General features: G+C 59.0%; 17 protein-coding genes. 5 read left to right on the forward strand and 12 right to left on the reverse strand.

Features of this window, described 5'->3' with window-relative positions:
• The first annotated feature begins 30 nt into the window (after positions 1 to 30).
• Both OQ273_RS11380 and OQ273_RS11385 read left to right on the forward strand, forming a co-directional pair.
• Positions 31 to 1134 (forward strand): cobalt-precorrin-5B (C(1))-methyltransferase, encoded by a 1104-nt coding sequence (locus OQ273_RS11380; RefSeq protein ID WP_267990623.1) that lies wholly within the window; start codon positions 31 to 33, stop codon positions 1132 to 1134.
• Positions 1118 to 1858 (forward strand): cobalt-precorrin-6A reductase, encoded by a 741-nt coding sequence (locus OQ273_RS11385; protein WP_267990624.1) that lies wholly within the window; start codon positions 1118 to 1120, stop codon positions 1856 to 1858. The genes OQ273_RS11380 and OQ273_RS11385 overlap by 17 nt, the downstream gene beginning before the upstream one ends.
• Here the strand turns inward: OQ273_RS11385 and cobM are convergent.
• From cobM to OQ273_RS11420, 7 genes are read right to left on the reverse strand one after another with little or no spacing between them, the layout of a single operon-like run.
• Positions 1855 to 2637, reverse strand: coding sequence for a precorrin-4 C(11)-methyltransferase (cobM, locus tag OQ273_RS11390; RefSeq protein WP_267990625.1), 783 nt, complete (start codon positions 2635 to 2637; stop codon positions 1855 to 1857). The genes OQ273_RS11385 and cobM overlap by 4 nt on opposite strands.
• A complete protein-coding gene (cobJ, locus tag OQ273_RS11395; RefSeq protein ID WP_267990626.1) occupies positions 2634 to 4487 on the reverse strand; it encodes a precorrin-3B C(17)-methyltransferase in 1854 nt (617 codons plus the stop codon). Before cobJ ends, cobM begins: the two co-directional genes overlap by 4 nt.
• Positions 4480 to 5244, reverse strand: a complete 765-nt coding sequence (gene cobI / locus OQ273_RS11400; protein WP_267990627.1) for a precorrin-2 C(20)-methyltransferase — start codon at positions 5242 to 5244, stop codon at positions 4480 to 4482. Before cobI ends, cobJ begins: the two co-directional genes overlap by 8 nt.
• A complete protein-coding gene (gene cbiE / locus OQ273_RS11405) occupies positions 5241 to 6497 on the reverse strand; it encodes a precorrin-6y C5,15-methyltransferase (decarboxylating) subunit CbiE (protein ID WP_267990628.1) in 1257 nt (418 codons plus the stop codon). Before cbiE ends, cobI begins: the two co-directional genes overlap by 4 nt.
• Positions 6494 to 7126 carry a precorrin-8X methylmutase gene (locus tag OQ273_RS11410; RefSeq protein ID WP_267993082.1) on the reverse strand — a complete coding sequence of 211 codons (633 nt, stop codon included), beginning with the start codon at positions 7124 to 7126 and terminating at the stop codon, positions 6494 to 6496. Before OQ273_RS11410 ends, cbiE begins: the two co-directional genes overlap by 4 nt.
• Before the next feature lie 9 nt (positions 7127 to 7135).
• A complete protein-coding gene (locus OQ273_RS11415) occupies positions 7136 to 8251 on the reverse strand; it encodes a sirohydrochlorin chelatase (RefSeq protein WP_267990629.1) in 1116 nt (371 codons plus the stop codon).
• Positions 8248 to 8487 (reverse strand): DUF6732 family protein, encoded by a 240-nt coding sequence (locus OQ273_RS11420; protein WP_267990630.1) that lies wholly within the window; start codon positions 8485 to 8487, stop codon positions 8248 to 8250. Before OQ273_RS11420 ends, OQ273_RS11415 begins: the two co-directional genes overlap by 4 nt.
• A 361-nt stretch (positions 8488 to 8848) precedes the next feature.
• On the opposite strand from OQ273_RS11420, the gene OQ273_RS11425 reads away from it, so the two are divergent.
• Positions 8849 to 9604, forward strand: a complete 756-nt coding sequence (locus OQ273_RS11425; protein ID WP_267990631.1) for a class I SAM-dependent methyltransferase — start codon at positions 8849 to 8851, stop codon at positions 9602 to 9604.
• 142 nt (positions 9605 to 9746) lie between these two features.
• Positions 9747 to 10289 carry a GNAT family N-acetyltransferase gene (locus tag OQ273_RS11430; RefSeq protein WP_267990632.1) on the forward strand — a complete coding sequence of 181 codons (543 nt, stop codon included), beginning with the start codon at positions 9747 to 9749 and terminating at the stop codon, positions 10287 to 10289.
• Positions 10290 to 10481: 192 nt separating this feature from the next.
• Here the strand turns inward: OQ273_RS11430 and OQ273_RS11435 are convergent, their stop codons facing one another.
• On the reverse strand, positions 10482 to 11081 hold the full coding sequence (locus OQ273_RS11435) for a 2-hydroxychromene-2-carboxylate isomerase (protein WP_267990633.1): 600 nt from the start codon (positions 11079 to 11081) through the stop codon (positions 10482 to 10484).
• A 198-nt stretch (positions 11082 to 11279) separates the two neighbouring features.
• Between OQ273_RS11435 and OQ273_RS11440 the strand changes: the two genes are divergently transcribed.
• Complete coding sequence (locus tag OQ273_RS11440) at positions 11280 to 12662, forward strand: L,D-transpeptidase family protein (RefSeq protein ID WP_267990634.1); 1383 nt, start codon at positions 11280 to 11282, stop codon at positions 12660 to 12662.
• A 4-nt stretch (positions 12663 to 12666) separates the two neighbouring features.
• Here the strand turns inward: OQ273_RS11440 and OQ273_RS11445 are convergent, their stop codons facing one another.
• The 4 genes from OQ273_RS11445 to OQ273_RS11460 all read right to left on the reverse strand — a co-directional run bounded on the left by OQ273_RS11445 (position 12667) and on the right by OQ273_RS11460 (position 16953).
• Positions 12667 to 13380: a phosphatase PAP2 family protein gene (locus OQ273_RS11445; RefSeq protein ID WP_267990635.1), complete on the reverse strand. Its 714-nt coding sequence runs from the start codon at positions 13378 to 13380 to the stop codon at positions 12667 to 12669.
• Complete coding sequence (locus OQ273_RS11450; protein WP_267990636.1) at positions 13370 to 14866, reverse strand: ArnT family glycosyltransferase; 1497 nt, start codon at positions 14864 to 14866, stop codon at positions 13370 to 13372. The genes OQ273_RS11445 and OQ273_RS11450 overlap by 11 nt, the downstream gene beginning before the upstream one ends.
• Before the next feature lie 94 nt (positions 14867 to 14960).
• Positions 14961 to 15410 carry a DNA polymerase III subunit chi gene (locus tag OQ273_RS11455; protein ID WP_267990637.1) on the reverse strand — a complete coding sequence of 150 codons (450 nt, stop codon included), beginning with the start codon at positions 15408 to 15410 and terminating at the stop codon, positions 14961 to 14963.
• Positions 15411 to 15459: 49 nt separating this feature from the next.
• Positions 15460 to 16953 (reverse strand): leucyl aminopeptidase, encoded by a 1494-nt coding sequence (locus OQ273_RS11460; RefSeq protein ID WP_267990638.1) that lies wholly within the window; start codon positions 16951 to 16953, stop codon positions 15460 to 15462.
• Positions 16954 to 17178 lie beyond the last annotated feature (225 nt).

Genomic DNA, 17178 nt, shown 5'->3' on the forward strand with positions numbered 1-17178 from the left:
CTCCCGCAGCCTCTCGCCTATAAGCACAGCATGACTGCAACGCCGACGGAAACCAAGAGCGAACCCTCTCCGCTGCGCCGCGGCTGGACCACCGGCGCCTGTGCGACGGCAGCGACCAAGGCCGCGCTGACCGCGCTTTTCAGCGGTACGTTCCCCGATCCGGTCACGATCCGGCTGCCGAAGGGACAAGAGCCGTCCTTTGCCCTTGCCTTCGAAAGCAGTGCCGATGGATACGCCTCCGCCGGCATCGTCAAGGATGCCGGAGACGATCCCGATGTGACGCACGGCGCGACCGTCGTTTCGACAGTGCGCAAACTGCCGGACGGCGCCGGCATTCGGTTTACCGCTGGCTCCGGCGTAGGCAGGGTTACCCTGCCGGGTCTGCCGCTCGCCGTTGGCGAGCCGGCGATCAACCCGGTTCCACGCGAGATGATGCAAAATGTGGTGGACGACGTCTGCGCCGGGTTCGGCCAATCCGCGGACATCGAAATCACCATTTCGATCCCGGGCGGCGAAGAATTGGCCGAAAAAACGTGGAACCCGCGGCTTGGCATTGTCGGCGGTCTGTCCGTTCTCGGCACAACGGGCATCGTACAGCCCTTTTCCTGTTCCGCGTGGATTCATTCCATTCATCGCGGCATTGATGTGGCTCGCGCGGCCGGCCTCACACATGTCATGAGCACAACGGGCTCCACCTCGGAGGCAACTGCCCGGAAAATCTATGATCTGCCCGACATCGCGCTTCTCGACATGGGCGACTTTGCCGGAGGACTGCTGAAATATCTGCGCCGTCATCCGGTCGACAGGCTGACCATCGCCGGCGGTTTCGCCAAGCTTACAAAGCTGGCGCAAGGGGCGCTCGACCTTCATTCCGGCCGCAGTCAGGTCGACATGGAATTCCTTGCAGGCCTGTTGCCGCAAAGCCATCGGGGAATCAATGTTGAAGACCGGATACTGTCTGCAAACACTGCTCTGGAAGTTCTTGAAATCGCAAAACAAAACAAATTCGATATCGCAGGACCTGTTGCCTGCAAGGCCTGCGAAACAGCGGTGGAAGCTTTGCGCGGAGCACCGGTTTCGGTCGATATCATCGTGACCGACAGAAAGGGAAATGTGCTTGCCCGATACCCTTAAATCCGTGCTGATCCTCGGCGGCACAGGTGAAGCGGTCGACCTTGCCGACCGGATCGCAAAGGACGGCTCAACAAGAGTGGTGACGTCCCTTGCAGGCCGCACGGTTGAGCCGAAGCTGCCGGCGGGAGACCATCGCATTGGCGGTTTTGGCGGCGTTGACGGCCTTGCGGCATATCTGCGCGATGAGGGATTTGATCTGCTCATTGATGCAACCCATCCCTTTGCGGAAACGATATCCGCCAATGCCCACGCGGCGGCCGAAAAGGCGGGCGTCCGGCTGGTGTCGCTCCAACGCCCGCTCTGGCAGGCACAGCTGGGTGACCAATGGACATGCGTCGAAACGCTCGAGGCGGCTTGCAGCACCATTCCGGCACGATCTCGTGTTCTGCTCGCACTTGGCAGCCAGCACATTGGCGTCTTTTCCACCCGCGATGATGTGCATTTCATCTTGCGTATGGTGGACCCTCCTTTGGACCTGCCATCTTTCACGTCTTTCGATCTCATAGGCGGAAAGCCGTCGACCGATCCGGAGGAAGAAGCACGGATGCTTCGCGATTCTTCCGTCAGCCACATCGTGTGCCGCAATTCCGGCGGCACAGGCGCATATGCCAAAATCCTCGCCGCTCGCGCCCTTGGCCTGCCCGTCATCATGGTCGAACGCCCGCGAGGGAACGACAATGGCGCGTTTGAGACCGTGGATGCGTTGATGGCGGCCATAAGCTAGACGGCCTCACGGTTCTTTTTCTTGCCGGCATTGCGAAGCACGTGAGAATAGTCGGCGTCATAAAGTGCGGAATCGCGAAATGCGACGTCGCCAAGCACGGGCCCGACCATGATCAACGCTGTTCGTGTCAGTTTTGCCTTGCGCACTTCCTGCTTCATCTCGGCAAGCGTCGTCTTGATGTAGAGTTCGTCCGGCCAGGTCGCGCGATAGGCAATCACCACCGGGCAATCCTCGCCATAATGCGGTGAGAGCGCGTTGCGCACATAATCCAGATTGCGGATCGACAGATGGATGGCCAGCGTGGCGCCGGACTGGCCGAGGAGTTCCAGTTGCTCGCCATCGGGCATGGATGAGGCCTTCATGCCCGTTCGCGTAATGATAACTGTCTGCGCGATCTCCGGCAGGGTCAATTCGGTCTTGAGCTGTGCCGCCACACCAGCAAAGGCGGGAACACCGGGTACGACCTCATAGTCGATACCGAGACTGTCGAGACGGCGCATCTGTTCCGCGATGGCGCCATAAATGGATGGATCGCCCGAATGCACCCGGGCCACGTCCTTGCCTTCCCGGTGTGCCTTTTCGATTTCTTCGATGATGGTGTCGAGATGCATGGGGGCGGTATCGAGCACCAATGCATCATCCGGAGCGGCGGTGACGATCTCCTGCGGCACCAGCGATCCGGCAAAAAGGCAGACCGGGCATTTCTCGACAAGCCGTTGTCCGCGCACGGTAATCAGATCGGCGGCGCCGGGCCCGGCACCAATGAAATAAACGGTCATTCCGCCGCCTCCTTCCCGTCAAGCACACTTCCTTCCTTCGCGGCATAGCCGCGGGGTGTATAGACCCACTCCCGTCCGTCTCCGGTGCGGACCGTGCGGCTCTGCGATGAGCCGGCAATGACGACGGTGAGCATGTCCACATCGTCAACATTCAAGGAGGCGAGCGGTACGATACGGACGTTTTCACCCTCGCGGCCGAGATTGGTGGCCAGCACAACCGGCGTGTCGCCGGGCCGGTGCTTGAGCAATTCTTCCTTCGCAAAGGCAAGCTGGGTGCGCCGGCGACGCGACACCGGATTGTAGAAGGCAATCACGAAGTCACCTTCGGCGGCTGCCCGCACACGCCGCTCGATATCCGGCCAGGGCGTCAACAAGTCAGACAGCGAGATGGTGCAGAAATCATGCCCGAGAGGCGCACCCGTGCGCGCGGCGGCGGCCTGCAATGCGGAGATACCTGGCGAAACCGATATCTCAACGCGCCCGGCGGCATCGCTCAAGCCGCCATCGGCATCCCGGCCCGTACGGCCTTTGTCCAGAAGCTCGAAAGCAAGCGTTGCCATCGCATAGATGCCGGCATCGCCTGAGCACACAAGCGAAACCGTACGGCCCTCGCCCGCAAGTTCCATGGCATGACGCACGCGGGCTTCTTCTTTTCCGAGATCGAAATCGTGACGCGCCTTGCCGTGCGAAAGACCGGCGACCAGATCGAGATAGAGCGAATAGCCGACAAGGTCTGTCGAGCGGCCGATCATGTCGCTGACTTCCGGTGAGCGCCAGCCATCGCTGCCCGGCCCGATGCCGACAATATACAGCGTTCCGCGCGCCTTGCCCGGCAGCGTCGCAGCGACCGGCTGCAAGGCCTTGGCGACTGCGCAGGTGGCGCGCCGCGACTTGCGCTTGGCAACAACAAGGTCGCCATCAGCACCGGCTGCGGCCAGGGCCGCGCCCTCCGCAACACCATGGCAGCCGACTTCGGCGAAGACGATATCGGACGGGTTTTCCAGCCGATCGGCCTCCTGTTCCAGCCTTCCGGCATCGAAGAAGCGGGCCGGCACACCAAAGTGACCCGCGACGGCATGGATTGCCGTTTCATCCGCCTTCAGATCGATCGAGAACACACCGGTCAGCGCTTTAGCCGTAAGACCGGCTTGCGCCAGCGTTTCCTCGGCAAGTGCGATGACCTCTTCAGCTGGTGCGCCGCGCTCACAGCCGATACCGAGACACAGCACCCGGGGTGCGAAGACAAGTTCGTTTTCACGCGGCACGGTGGCCAAGGCAGTCGTCGTCAGCACCACCGAACCATTGTCCGAAAAAGCAATGGTTGATTGTTCAAGCCAGTCGTTCGCCCCTGAAAGCTTGGCAGTTTCGCCGCCGATCAACGCCGCCATGACCGGTTTGGCGGCTTGCGGATTGATCAGGACGTAGCCCTGCGGCGGCGCATCGAGTGCGATGCCGAATTGCAGGTCGCCGGCGGTTGTGATCGCCGCATGCCCACCGATCCCGTCTGCGATCAGCCGCGCCAGATCATTGGCGCCGTGATGACCGCCGAGCAGCGGAACAATGCTGCTCCCGTCCTGCGATACCGACAGCACCGGCGGCTCGTTATGCTTGTCAGTCAGCTGCGGCGCCAGCAATCTGATGAGCGCTCCGCTCGCCATGACACCGATAATCGGGCGGCCCGAGCGAAACAGGTCACCGACATGCCGTGCCGTTGAATCAAACAGCACATCCGCCGTTCCGACGCGCCCGCGCAGGCCGTGAAGCTCAGCGTCAACCAAGCCCACCAGGCGCCGCGCAAGTTGCAGATGGGTTTGGCTGAGGACAACAATGGCGGGTCGCGGTTCAGACATTGTGCACTTCCTCTTCACCGGCCCTTGCCGAATCCCGCTCGATGACCGGAAGGCTCGACACCCAGTCCTCGGCACCCTTGTAGACAAGGATCATCGAAAAATAAGGAGCTGTTCCGGTCGCTGCCGAAAGCGGCAGGATGCGCTCATCGGCAAGCGACACGCGCTCCAGATATCCGGCGTGTCCGGTCAGCCCGAGCTCTGCGATCAGGGTTCTTATCCGGTCAAAATGACGGCCGACCTTGATGATCACGGCAGCATCGGCCGTCGACAGTTTCTCCGCAATGGCCTCATCCAGCAAAGGCCCTGGAATAACCACGAGCACATCGTTGCGTGCGGCAAGCGGACGGCGGAGCGCGGCTGCGCCCGCCATGATCGAGGACACGCCGGGAACGATTTCACAATCGAAACGCCCCGCGAGGCGCTCGTAAAGATACATGAATGAGCCGTAGAAAAACGGATCGCCCTCGCAAAGAACAGCGACGTCTTCTCCGGCTTCAAGGTGACCTGCGAGGTGCTTTGCCGCTTCATCGTAGATTGCCTGTGCGGGGAACCGCTCGGTCCGCATGGGAATAATGATCGGATATTCCACCTGTCCCGAAACAACAAACTGCTCAACAATGGACCGCGCGAAGCTGGGGCCCGTATCTGGTGCGGGAAAGGCAATCACCTTGCAGGACTGCAGCAGCCGGTGTGCCTTGAGGGTCAAGAGTTCCGGGTCGCCCGGCCCGACGCCGAGCCCGTACAGCCGGCCGGTCATTGCTGCCCCCGAGATTTTGTCTTTTGCCACTGCGTGACTGGCATCAACGGCTTCCAACCGGACATGCCGCCAACCGGTTGCGCCCGGGCAACCGACAGGCGTGTCAGCTCTCCGCCGTGATTATCATAAAGCGCTGAAAGGCGTGCCTCACCTTCGAGTGTCACCACATTGGCGACCATCCTGCCGCCAGGTTTCAGCGCCTGCCAGCAGGCATCGAATACGCCATCTGTCGCCAGCCCACCGCCGATGAACACCGCATCCGGCTGCTCAAGACCGGACAATGCGGCCGGCGCAGCGCCTTCCTCGATGCGGATACGCGGCGTTCCAAGCCGCGTCGCGTTCTGGGCGATCATGGCACGGCGGTCACCGGAAGGTTCAATCGCAATCGCCCTGGCGGAACGGGCTGCACGCATCCATTCGATCGAGATGGAGCCACAGCCGGCGCCGACATCCCACAGGAGCGCGCCGGGGCAGGGCCGCAAGGCGCAGACTGTTGCGGCGCGCACCTCCCGTTTGGTCAATTGCCCGTCATTGACAAACACATCATCGGGCAGCCCCGGAAGCGGCGGCAGGATGTCCGCGCCCTCGCCTGCCACACATTCAATGGCCAGAACATTGAAATCCGCAAAGGCCGGATGTTCACGGTCATAGTCGCCGACATCACGGGCCCGTTTCTCCACGAGCTTTTCGGTTTGTCCACCCATATGTTCAAGGATCGTCAGGCGGGAGCCGCCGTAGCCGCGCTCCACCAATATGTTTGCGACCTCGTGGATCGTGCGCCCAACAGATGTCAGCGACAGGATGCGGTTTTCAGGAAGCACATGCGGCTCCAGCCCGGCAACGGCACGGCCATGCAGCGAGATGCAGGCGACATCGGAAAGGCTCCAGCCCATGCGTGCCGCCGCCAGCGAGAAACCGGAGGGTGACGGGATAACGATCATCTCGTCGGCTTCAATCGTTCGCCGCATGGTGGCGCCGATGCCGAAATGCATGGGGTCACCCGTCGCCAGAATGGTGACCGGGGTGCCGCGCCGTTCATTCAGAAACTCAAGCGTCGGGCCGACACCCATCGTCCAGGGAACCACCTCACAGTCCTCCAGACCAAGTGTTTCGAGATCGAGACAGGAAAGCACGCGCTCCGGTGCAACAAGCGTTGTTGCCTGCTGCATAAGCGCAAGGGCCGGCGGTGTCAGCGTATTGATGCCATCGTCGCCGATGCCAAGGATGGTCAGCCATGGTGCCTGCGTCGTCATGCGCCAAGCCCACCGGCGATTGCATTGACAGCGGCTGCAGCCATCGCGCTGCCGCCACGCCGACCGCGTACGGTGATATACGGCACATTGTGTGAGTTCTGCACCAGCGCATCCTTAGATTCTACCGCCCCGACAAAGCCAACCGGAATGCCAACGATCAGCGCAGGCGGTTCCGCGCCATCTTCAATCAGATCAAGCAGATGAAAGAGCGCCGTCGGCGCATTTCCGATAACGGCGATCCCGCCGGCCCAATCCCCGGACAATCGCTCAAAGGCCGCAGCCGACCGCGTTGTTTCATTTTGCCTTGCAAGTATTGCCGTCTCTTCATCGGAAACGCCGCACAGTACCGGAAGGTCCGGCGGCAACAGGCGACGTATGATGCCCTGACGCACCATGTCCACGTCGCAGACAATCGGACGGTTGCGTTTGAGCGCCTCGCAGCCGGCTTCGACAGCGCCGTCGGAGATTTCCAGATTGTCGACAATATCGACCATGCCGCACGCATGGATCAGCCGCACGACAATGTCATGCGAGCCCTCGGCAAACTTTGAAAAATCCGCCTCGTTGCAGATGGTTTCAAAGCTTTGCCGATAAATCTCGGCGGGATCTCTGATGTAGCTGTACGGCATCGCCGTCACTCACCGCTTCTTCATCGAGGCCGGTCCATGCGGGTGATCCGCATGCGGATAGGGATGATGATGGTGGTGGTGGTGATGATCGTCGCCATGATGGTGGTGGTGACCATCCGCATGATCGTGACTGTGATCATGAAGCGGCGTCCATGGCAGGCCGTGTTCACGGCAGAAGGCTTCATCGCGGCAGGATGCATCACAATCGCCACCGCATGGGCAGTTCTCCAGCCCGCCGCCAATGCCCTCGACGTGATGATGGTGGCTCTCCTGCGCCAGACCGACCTCGGCCTCGAACCCGAGCACCTGTTCGCGGTATTTGCACATCTGGCAGTTCATCAGCGCCAAACCTTCACGGGTTTCCTCGACCCGGTCCTGAAACGTATCGATCACCAGCGCATGATCGTTAAGGTAACCTGCCTTGACGAAGTCGATTTCCGGAAAATCAGCGGCCACGAGATCGGTATGGCTGTAAATCCGCTTCACCAGGACACCGGTAAACAGGAAATAGGGAAAGACAATGATCCGGCGATAGCCAAGTTTGGCGGCGTGACGGAGGCCCGGCTCGACGAGGGGAAAGGTCACGCCCGAATAGCAGGTCTCGGCCCAGCCGAAACCCATCCCTTCCCACAGCATGCGGGTGACCTTGGAAACGTTCGAGTTTGCGTCCGGATCAGACGAGCCGCGGCCGACCACCATAAGGAGCGTTTCCAGCGGCGGCACCTCGCCATTTTCCGCATTCGCCTTTGCCACGGCCTCCTCAATGCGTGCGCCGGCGGCGCGGATCATCTTCAGATCGACGCCGAGTTCACGGCCATATTCGATCGCCATACCGGGATTTTGCGCCTGGTACGTATTGAGCACCGAGGGGATATCGTTCTTGGCGTGACCGGCGGCAAAGAGCATCCCCGGCACCGCAAGGACACGGGTCACCCCCTGCTCCTTCAACCGGTCCAGCCCGGCATGGATCACGGGATTGCAGAATTCGAGGTAGCCATATTCTACGGGCGTGTCGGGATAACGTTCTTTGAGCCCTTCGGCGACCTTGGCGAATTCACGGGCTGCGTTCTGATTGCGACTGCCGTGACCGCAAACCATGATCCCGGTTTTGCCGTCCGCACTCATGCTGCGCCGCCTTCGGTCTGCTCTTCGGTCTCTTCCTCGGCTTTCGTCTCATCGTCGGCGCGTTGCTTACGCTTGGCAGCCTTGGCAACAAGGACAGCAAGAGCCGCAGCACCCAGGACGGCGGCGATGCCGACCCAGTGCGAATGACCGGCAACTTCTCCGACATGCCCCATATGGGCATAGGCTGATGATGGCAGGAAAACAGATACGATCGAAAATAAAATCATGCGTGTCATGGCAACCACTCCGCTGGCATTTATCGTGCACGAAACGCCGCGAAGGACGACCTTCGCCGGACCGGTCTGGACAGCTCCGGAATAAGCCCCCTGATTGGGTCGGCTGCACCGGAATTTCTCTCAGCCCGCTGGAATCGGGCGCCGTCACACGCTGTCAGTCTTTGTAGGCAATGCGCCCATGCGGGTCAAACGCAATCGCGGCAGATTACGCATCAGACGCGACACGGTGGCAGGTCGACGCCGGAAGGCCCGGACGCTATCATCACGTCATTACCTTCGCACCGGTGCGCTATGGGCCGATGCGTATGGCGATCACCACCTCTGAAAAGACCTTCCCAAGCCACGATCACAGGAGCCGCAAATGGACGAAATGGATCTGTTGATAGACCTGCACAAGCCGGCATTCAGGCAGGGTCCGGGCGGCGATGCGGAAACGAAACGCGCCATTTCGCTTTCGGGGCTTTCCGGCCGTCCGGGTCTGAAGATTGCCGACATCGGATGCGGCACGGGCGCATCGACAATCGCGCTCGCAAAGTCCCTCAAAGCGGATATCACGGCGGTAGATTTCTTGCCCGATTTCCTGAGCGAACTGGAAAAACGCGCCGATGCCGCAGGTGTTTTGCAGCATATAACGACACTGGCCGCTTCCATGGACGGTTTGAGTTTCGAACCATCATCCCTCGACGCCATCTGGTCGGAAGGCGCTATATACAATATCGGCTTCGAAAACGGCATACGGAGCTGGCGCTCCTTTCTCAAGCCAGGTGGAATCCTTGCAGTTTCCGAACTCACATGGCTGACGCAGGAACGGCCGGCAGAACTGAATGAGCACTGGTCCCGGGAGTATCCGGAGGTCGCGACGGCATCGACAAAGATCGCGCAACTGGAAGCCAACGGCTACACGCCGATCGGCTATTTCGTCCTGCCCGAGCACTGCTGGCTGGATAATTACTATCGCCCCATGCAAGAGAATCTCAAGGCGCTCCTGGAAAAATACGATCGTTCGGAGATGGCCCGGTCGTTCGTTGCAGCGGAGCAACGGGAAATTGACCTCTACGAACAATATGCAGCCTTTGTCAGTTACGGCTTCTTTATCGCCCGCAGACTGCCGGACTGAGCGGTTTGCACAGCCTGATCCGGTTCTACAGCTCCTTCAGATCTTCTTCAGGATTTGCGGGACGGTCGCCCGTGACTTGTTGTCATGCCGGACATGGTTCGGGTCATGACCCAGGCGGATGTTCAGGTTAGAGTACCGGAAGATGAAAACAAAACTACCGATCCCCTCCGGAACGCTACGTCCGACCTTGTCCGGCGATGCCGGTAACATTCTGGGTCTGTTGCAGGAGAAGAACGTGCGTCGTTTCCTTTGCGACGACAAGGTCCTGACCCGCGCCGAGGTCGCCGACATTGTCACCGAAGGCGAAAGACTGGATGCCAAGGGCATGGGCTACTGGGTGATCGAGCATGCGCAGAAAGGCTTTGCCGGTATCGTCGGTCTTACGCCTGTGTCGGCTGAGGCATCGGTGTCGCCCAAAATGACCAACGGGGTTGAACCGACCATTGCGGTTTTACCGGATATGTGCGGGCGCGGCCTGGCCAGCGAAGCCATGGACGCGATCATAGATTACGCCCGCTCGACATTGGGTCTTTCCCGGCTCGTTGCGGCCGTCGACAAACCGAACACCCGCTCGCACCGACTGATGCTAAGGTCGGGCTTTTCGCAGAAGGGTACCGCGCCAGGACCAGCCCATTTGCTGGTGCTTTACGAATGCGACCTTCAATCCCTGTCATCGGAACCGTGAAACAGATTTCGCACGGCCAAAACCTGTTGGAAGATCGTACTCCTGACGAAAACCTTTGACCATCAATGCAGCATGCCTTGACTGAAGCGGCACCGGCAATTCGATTTGGATCTTTCCGGCTCGAACGGAAGCCGGTGGCGTCGTCATTCAGCGTTGTCGCTCTTGCCAGGCCGAGGATAGAGCAAGCCTGCTTCAGCCATTCCTGTTAAGCGCCTCGATCACGTCATCAACCCGGTCCTGCCCCCAATGCATTTCGTCATTGACGAAGAATGTGGGTGCGCCAAAGACGCCTCTTTCAACCGCCTCTTCCGTATTTGCACGCAACTCGTCCTTGATCGCCTGATCCTGGACCATGTTTGCGATTTCCTGAGCGGGCAGACCGGCATTGTCCATGAGTTCCATGACAACTTGCGGATCGGAGATATCATCATCATTCGCCCATGCACCGTCGAACATGACATCCATATATTTGTCGCGAACCTCTTCGCTGATCCGGCCTGCGGCGATCGCACCGCGCAGAGCCATTACCGTGTTGAGCGGGAACTTCGGGTTGACCGAAAACGGTAAGCCATGCCTTGCGCAGATACGGTTCAGATCGTCGAACATCCATTTGCCTTTCGCCGCGATGGTTGCCGGGCCGGTATTTCCGACTGCCTTGAACACACCACCGAGGAGCATCGGTTTCCAGTTGATCGCGCCGCCTGCATCCTGCACCATCTTCGGCAACCGCTTATGCGCGACATAGGACGCGCTGCTTACAAAATCATAATAAAAATCAACAGGTTTCGACAATTTCTTTTCCCCGGTTTTGATTACGCCTTATCGATGGCTGGAAGATGTATCGCAGCCCAATGGGTAAATGACGTTTACGTAAAAGACAACACGCACTTTCGTCCGACACGGCTATCAAGACTGTCGGGCAAGAGATTTACTGATTTCTAATCCGGTTTGCGCATAATAGCGGCTTCGATGTAAGACGGACCTTGTGTTATGCGTATACTGTCTTTCCCACGACTGGTTCTGCCACTGATCCTTGCGACCGCACTTTCGGGCGCAAGCACCTTTCCCGCCCAAGCGTCTAAAGGGACGGCTGACGCCGTAGAAGAAACAAAGGTCCTCCCGAAAGCCCGGCCGGAGCGTCCGGTGCTGATGCTGGTCTCCATCGACAATCAGACCATGCGCGTCTTTGCAGGCAGCGAACTGGTCTACCGATCCGATGTGTCGACTGGTAAACCGGGCAACGATACGCCAACGGGCATCTTCAGCGTCCTGGAAAAGCGGCGCTACCACGAATCCAATATCTACAGCCAAGCCCCGATGCCTTTTATGCAAAGGCTGACCTGGTCAGGAATAGCGCTGCATGAATCGGGTGATGTGCCCGATTATCCAGCCTCGCATGGCTGTGTCCGTCTTCCCGCCGGATTTGCAAAAAAGCTGTTCGGATTTACCGGGATCGGAGCCCATGTTCTGATCGCGGACGATGAAGTATCGCCGCGGCCGATATCGCACGACAAGCTTTTTTATCCTGGTGGCAGGCCTGCCGACATCGCCAACCCGGCAGCCTCGGTGGTCTCCGCGACCGTCAAGCCCATGCAGCGCAAGGACAGCGGCTCTCTTCTGACCTTCGGGGAACCGCAAGAAGACGTGGCCGCAAATCCGATAGGCGTCAGTCTTCCGGTTTCGGACGGATATGTTATGCGGACAGGCTTCGATCCGTCTTTGACCCCGGTCGGTGAGGATGACGGTTTCGAGTTTCCGCAATCCAAAGAGCCGATCCGTATTCTGGTCACGCAACGAACCGGGCGGGAACTGGTTCGCGACATTCAAATGATGCTCAATCAGCTTGGCTTCGACGCCGGAGAGGCAGACGGGCTGATCGGTGCGGATACGGGTGCCGCTATTCTGCGTTACCAGAAAAGCCGCGGCGAGCAGCCGACCGGCGCTGTCTCTGTCGCGCTTGCGCGCCAACTGCATCTCGACACCGGACGCGGTGCGTTTTCGACCGGGCACATTTACGTGCGCCAGGGGTTTAAGCCTCTTTTCGATGCGCCGGTGTTTCTCAATGACGCCGAGCAACCGCTGGGAACCCATTTCCTGACGGCCCTTCCCCACCGGGATGAGCAGGAAAGACTGCAATGGGTTTACGTAACCTTGTCAGACAATATCAGCGCAAGCGCGCTTCTGGATATCAAGGAGAGTTACGGCTACCGGACAACAACGGCTCAGTCTGCACTCAACCGTATCGTCATGCCGCAATACGTGCGCAAACGGCTGACGACCATGATGGTGCCGGGATCGTCTCTTGTGATTACGGATGGCGGCCTCAGCTCCGAATCCCACAAGGGAACAGACTTCATCGTGCTGACGGACTGAGCAATCAGGCGTGATTGCCGCGTCTTGAAGCCTGACTGTTGATGCGGCCTATCAGCAGCCAATGAAGCAGAACGGCGACCAGCGAGACAAACAGGATCGCTCCGATCGTGTCCGACAGGAAGTGGCGCCCCTTGAAAACCCGCAATGCCGCCGCCAGCCCGGCGGCCAGAAACGCTGCGGTCAGGATGGTGCGGCGCAGCGTCTTGTTGGCTATGTAGGCACTCAGCACGAGAACGGAGATGAAGAATGCCGCTGCTCCGGAGCCTTCTCCCGAGACGAAGGAGCAATTGCGTTCACACTGATCCGACATGATAAATGGCGGTGAAAAAGTCCGGTCGCCACCGAACTCCGTCACATTGGCCGGGCGCGCCCTGCCCCAGTTGTTTTTCAAAACGGCATTGACCAGAAGTCCGGGGCCGAGAATGTACAACAGCGGAACAAAGCCCCATACTTCCCGCGGCACGGTGAACACGGGACCACGCCACAAGGCGACACCCCAAAGAATCAGGCAGGTGACACTCAAGCCGATGCTGACAATATTGAAGAGTTCACGATAAGCGTTGAAAAAGCCGGTTTGCGCTGTCCACTGTCGGGTTTGGGAATCGAAGAAACGTTCCGACACCCAAATGTCGATCCCCGGAAACAGGTTGAACAGAACAAAGACCACGGCGAGCGCACCGACAACCGCCAGCGACATATTTCGGTAATCATCTTGCATCGTCGAAACACCTGCCGTCCAATATGAACGCACCAACCGGATTGCCATGCTGGAAACCGCCATCGGCGTTCAGGGTCGCGACGGGTTCTATCTCTTGGCCATCGCATTTTGCCAGCTTCCAGCCCGGTTCCACACGCAACACCTTCTGGCCTGCCTGATCCCGGCCGATGGGAAATTTGAGCTGGTAGTAATTCTGCGGTCGCCCGTCAGGGTTCACGGTGCGGATATCGAAGCCGCTATCGCGTCCGGTGTAGAACAGATCGGCGACAACATCGCGGTTTCCGGACAAGATAATGTCGACATTGTTGTCCCTGGCAACGTCAATGGCCTGGAGGCTGATGGCCTCACGGCCAAGAAGGCGTTTCATGGCCGGCTTTTCTCCGTCGATGCTAACGTGCTTGGCCATAACCGTGATGACCGGAAGTCCGATCGCCATAACAACGCCGATCCACACCGACAGCCTCAAAAGGCGGAAATACCGTTCTTCGATCAGGCCGACGATGACCAGAACGGTTCCACCAAAATAGGCAGCGACAGCCCAGTTCGCATAGGCCTTGGACAGAAGCGCCTGAATACAGACGATTGCGATGACGGGGATCGAAAAGAAAAGAAGGATGCGCGCATCTGTATGCCGCGCCCGGAAGATGGCGGCAAGGAGCGATCCGAACAGGATAGGCCCGAATACACCGAACTGGCTGAAGAAGAACTCCGCCAGTTTGAGATATTTCAAACTGAACTCGCTGGCATCACGTCGCACCCAGTCTGCATTGTCCAAAGTATGCTCGAATGTCGACAGATCGTTGAGAAAATTCCAGACGATGTTTGGCATTGCGACAACTACGAAAACCACAAACATCGTCAGCGCATGACGCCAGGAGGGTCGCGCCGCCGGCATGAAGACCGCGGCCAAAACAACGCCGAGGATGAAGTAGATGCCGGCATACTTCGCCAGAAACGCCAGACCCGCCGCAAGACCGGCAAGCGCTGCGTAAATCCCCGAGCCTTCCTTCAAGAGCCGGAAATAAAACAGGAGTGCCAGCGAAAAGAACGGCGCCATGATCGTGTCGGTTGAGATCACCGCGCTGCCGAGCGTGACGGCGGGCATGGTGACATAGGAGATCATCACCCAGAACGCGATGCGCGCATCGAAGAGATACCTGGCAAGTGAGCCGAGTATGCAGGCTGTGGCCAAATGGAAAAGTGGCGCCGGCAGCCGCACCCAGAATATTGCATCACTGCCGGCGACTTCTGTGAACAGCCGGATAACCCACGCAATCAACGGCGGCTTCGAATAATATCCGAAGTCGAGATCCTGCCCCCAGAGCCAGTATTGCGACTCGTCGACAAAAAGATCCGTCTGGTCGAACCAGAGGAAAAACACCCTGTAAAACGTGAGCAGAGCACAGGCGGCAAATCCCGCAGCAAACCAGTCGCTTGAGACCGGGCTAAGCTCATTTTTCCTGAACGGATTGAGGATGGAATGCACCAGTTCTGCCCGGCTCTCTTTCGTAATTGCTAAGGCTCTTAGCAGGTATTGAAGGTGATGCAAGTCGCCACGCCAGCGCGGGCACAGATCAGTTTCAGGCTTTCTTTTCCCATCGGCGATCCTGGGTTTGCTGCCAATAGGTCAGTTCATGGCCCTCCTCTTTCAGCGCTTTCCATTGGGACCGGGCCGCCTCGACCTGCACCTGATCGTGGCCGTCGAACATGAAGACCGCCCGCTCGTAGGCCTCAAGCTCCGACGGGTCGGCGCCGTCGACAATGAACCGCACTTGCGCGGCATTTGCGTTGCCCTGCGTGGCGCAGATCAGCACCGGCTGACGATCGGGATGCGCCGCGCTGTCGGTGCCGTGCGGAAGAAAGCTTTCGTCGCGATAGGTCCACAAATGTTGATCGAGTGCGTCCCGCCGCTCCTCGCTGCCGGTTTGCACCACAACCCGCCAGCCGCGTTCCAGACTCTTTTCCAGCAGGGGCGGCAAGGCGTCTTCAAGGCGGGATTCGGTCAAATGATAAAACAGGACCTCGGTCATCGCATCACGCTACACCGGGAATTGCCGGCGCGACAAGCGGCGGCAATCCTCAGCCTTCATGGTTGGCGCGGATGAACTCATCGAGCAGCCGCACACCGAAGCCCGACGCCCAGGAGCGGTTGATTTCGGTTTGCGGAGACCCCATCGCAGTTCCGGCGATATCGAGATGAGCCCAGGGAACATCGTTGACGAAGCGCTGCAGGAACTGCCCGGCGGTGATCGAGCCGGCCCACCGGCCTCCGACATTCTTCATGTCGGCGAATTTCGAATCGATGAGCTTGTCGTATTCGGGTGCCAGAGGCATGCGCCACACCTTCTCGTCCGTCACATGTCCGGCGGCCGTGAGCTGCGTGCACAACTCATCATCATTTGAAAAAAGGCCTGCATGATGATGCCCGAGGGCGACAATAACCGCTCCGGTCAAGGTTGCCAGGTTGATCATGCATTGCGGTGAGAAACGGTGCTGACAATACCAAAGCGCATCGCACAGGACGAGCCGGCCCTCGGCATCCGTATTGATGACCTCGATTGTCTGCCCGGACATTGATGTCACGATATCACCGGGGCGCTGCGCGTTGCCATCAGGCATATTTTCAACGAGGCCGATTATCCCGATGACATTGGCCTTGGCCTTGCGGGCGGCCAGTGCATGCATCAGTCCGATTACTGACGCGGCACCGCCCATATCGCCCTTCATGTCTTCCATGCCGGCACCCGGTTTTAGGGAGATGCCGCCGGTATCGAAAACGACGCCCTTTCCGATAAAGGCAACCGGTTTCTGCTTTGCCTTACCACCCTTCCACTGCATGATTGCAAGGCGCGGCGGGCGCACGGAGCCCTGAGCGACGCCGAGCAGAGCGCCCATACCGAGCTTCTTCATTTCCTTCTCGGTGAGGATCTCAACCTCGACACCGAGCTTTTCAAGCGCGCTGGCTTTTTTTGCAAATTCCACCGGTCCGAGGATGTTTGCAGGTTCATTGACAAGGTCGCGCGCCAGGGTCACGCCCCCGGCCACGGCCTGAGCGGACTGGAAAGCCTTCTTGGCGGCGGTCGCGTTCGGTGAGACAAGAATAACCGACAGGCTTTTTTTGTCATTGCCCTCACCGTTGCCGTTCTTGCGCGTCTTGTAGGCATCGAATGTGTAACTTCTGAGCAGCAAACCAAGAGCGAAATCGGACACTGCATCGGCTGTGATATCGGCCTCGTCTGCATCGATAAAAATGGTAATCTGAGGGGATTTCTTTGCAAGACCGAGCGCGGCGCCACCAAGCCGCAGCCAGTCGCGCTGCTCAAGATCGGCCGGATCGCCAATCCCGAGAATGGCAAGGCGATCCGCAGGACTTCCCTCCGGCACCAGCACATCGAGCGTTGAAAGTTTCTTGCCCTTAAATTCGGCGATTTCCATCGCCCTTGTCGCGACACCGCTCGGGTCTGCCGACGGTGCGCTGGGGGAAAGCCGGGCTTCGTCGCGACAAAGCAAGATGGCCAATCCACCCTTGATCGCGGAGGATTTGGAAAATGTAATGTTTATTTTCTGCGACATGGGAGCTCCGGTTGTCGGTGGGCAAAGAAGACGGGCAAAAATCCGGACCCTGGAGGAGGTCTACGGGACAGATTGGCTTTTTCCAGCGCAATAACAAGTCCAGAATTTGGCGAAGCAGCGACATTGATGGTTTGTCGGCTGACAAAACGATCCCAAAGCTGCTCACCCGCACCGCCAAGACGATCTTATGAGTTAAAGAAATGTTTACTATCCTGATTTGCGCCA

This window comes from Hoeflea prorocentri (assembly GCF_027944115.1).
GTDB classification, from domain to species: domain Bacteria; phylum Pseudomonadota; class Alphaproteobacteria; order Rhizobiales; family Rhizobiaceae; genus Hoeflea_A; species Hoeflea_A prorocentri.

Coding starts and splice junctions, on each gene's coding strand:
- OQ273_RS11380 (WP_267990623.1), top strand. CDS start 31: ATGACTGCAACGCCGACGGAAACCAAGAGCGAACCCTCTCCGCTGCGC.
- cobM (WP_267990625.1), bottom strand. CDS start 2,637: ATGACCGTTTATTTCATTGGTGCCGGGCCCGGCGCCGCCGATCTGATT.
- cobJ (WP_267990626.1), bottom strand. CDS start 4,487: ATGTCTGAACCGCGACCCGCCATTGTTGTCCTCAGCCAAACCCATCTG.
- cobI (WP_267990627.1), bottom strand. CDS start 5,244: ATGACCGGCCGGCTGTACGGGCTCGGCGTCGGGCCGGGCGACCCGGAA.
- cbiE (WP_267990628.1), bottom strand. CDS start 6,497: ATGACGACGCAGGCACCATGGCTGACCATCCTTGGCATCGGCGACGAT.
- OQ273_RS11410 (WP_267993082.1), bottom strand. CDS start 7,126: ATGCCGTACAGCTACATCAGAGATCCCGCCGAGATTTATCGGCAAAGC.
- OQ273_RS11415 (WP_267990629.1), bottom strand. CDS start 8,251: ATGAGTGCGGACGGCAAAACCGGGATCATGGTTTGCGGTCACGGCAGT.
- OQ273_RS11420 (WP_267990630.1), bottom strand. CDS start 8,487: ATGACACGCATGATTTTATTTTCGATCGTATCTGTTTTCCTGCCATCA.
- OQ273_RS11425 (WP_267990631.1), top strand. CDS start 8,849: ATGGACGAAATGGATCTGTTGATAGACCTGCACAAGCCGGCATTCAGG.
- OQ273_RS11430 (WP_267990632.1), top strand. CDS start 9,747: ATGAAAACAAAACTACCGATCCCCTCCGGAACGCTACGTCCGACCTTG.
- OQ273_RS11440 (WP_267990634.1), top strand. CDS start 11,280: ATGCGTATACTGTCTTTCCCACGACTGGTTCTGCCACTGATCCTTGCG.
- OQ273_RS11445 (WP_267990635.1), bottom strand. CDS start 13,380: ATGCAAGATGATTACCGAAATATGTCGCTGGCGGTTGTCGGTGCGCTC.
- OQ273_RS11455 (WP_267990637.1), bottom strand. CDS start 15,410: ATGACCGAGGTCCTGTTTTATCATTTGACCGAATCCCGCCTTGAAGAC.
- OQ273_RS11460 (WP_267990638.1), bottom strand. CDS start 16,953: ATGTCGCAGAAAATAAACATTACATTTTCCAAATCCTCCGCGATCAAG.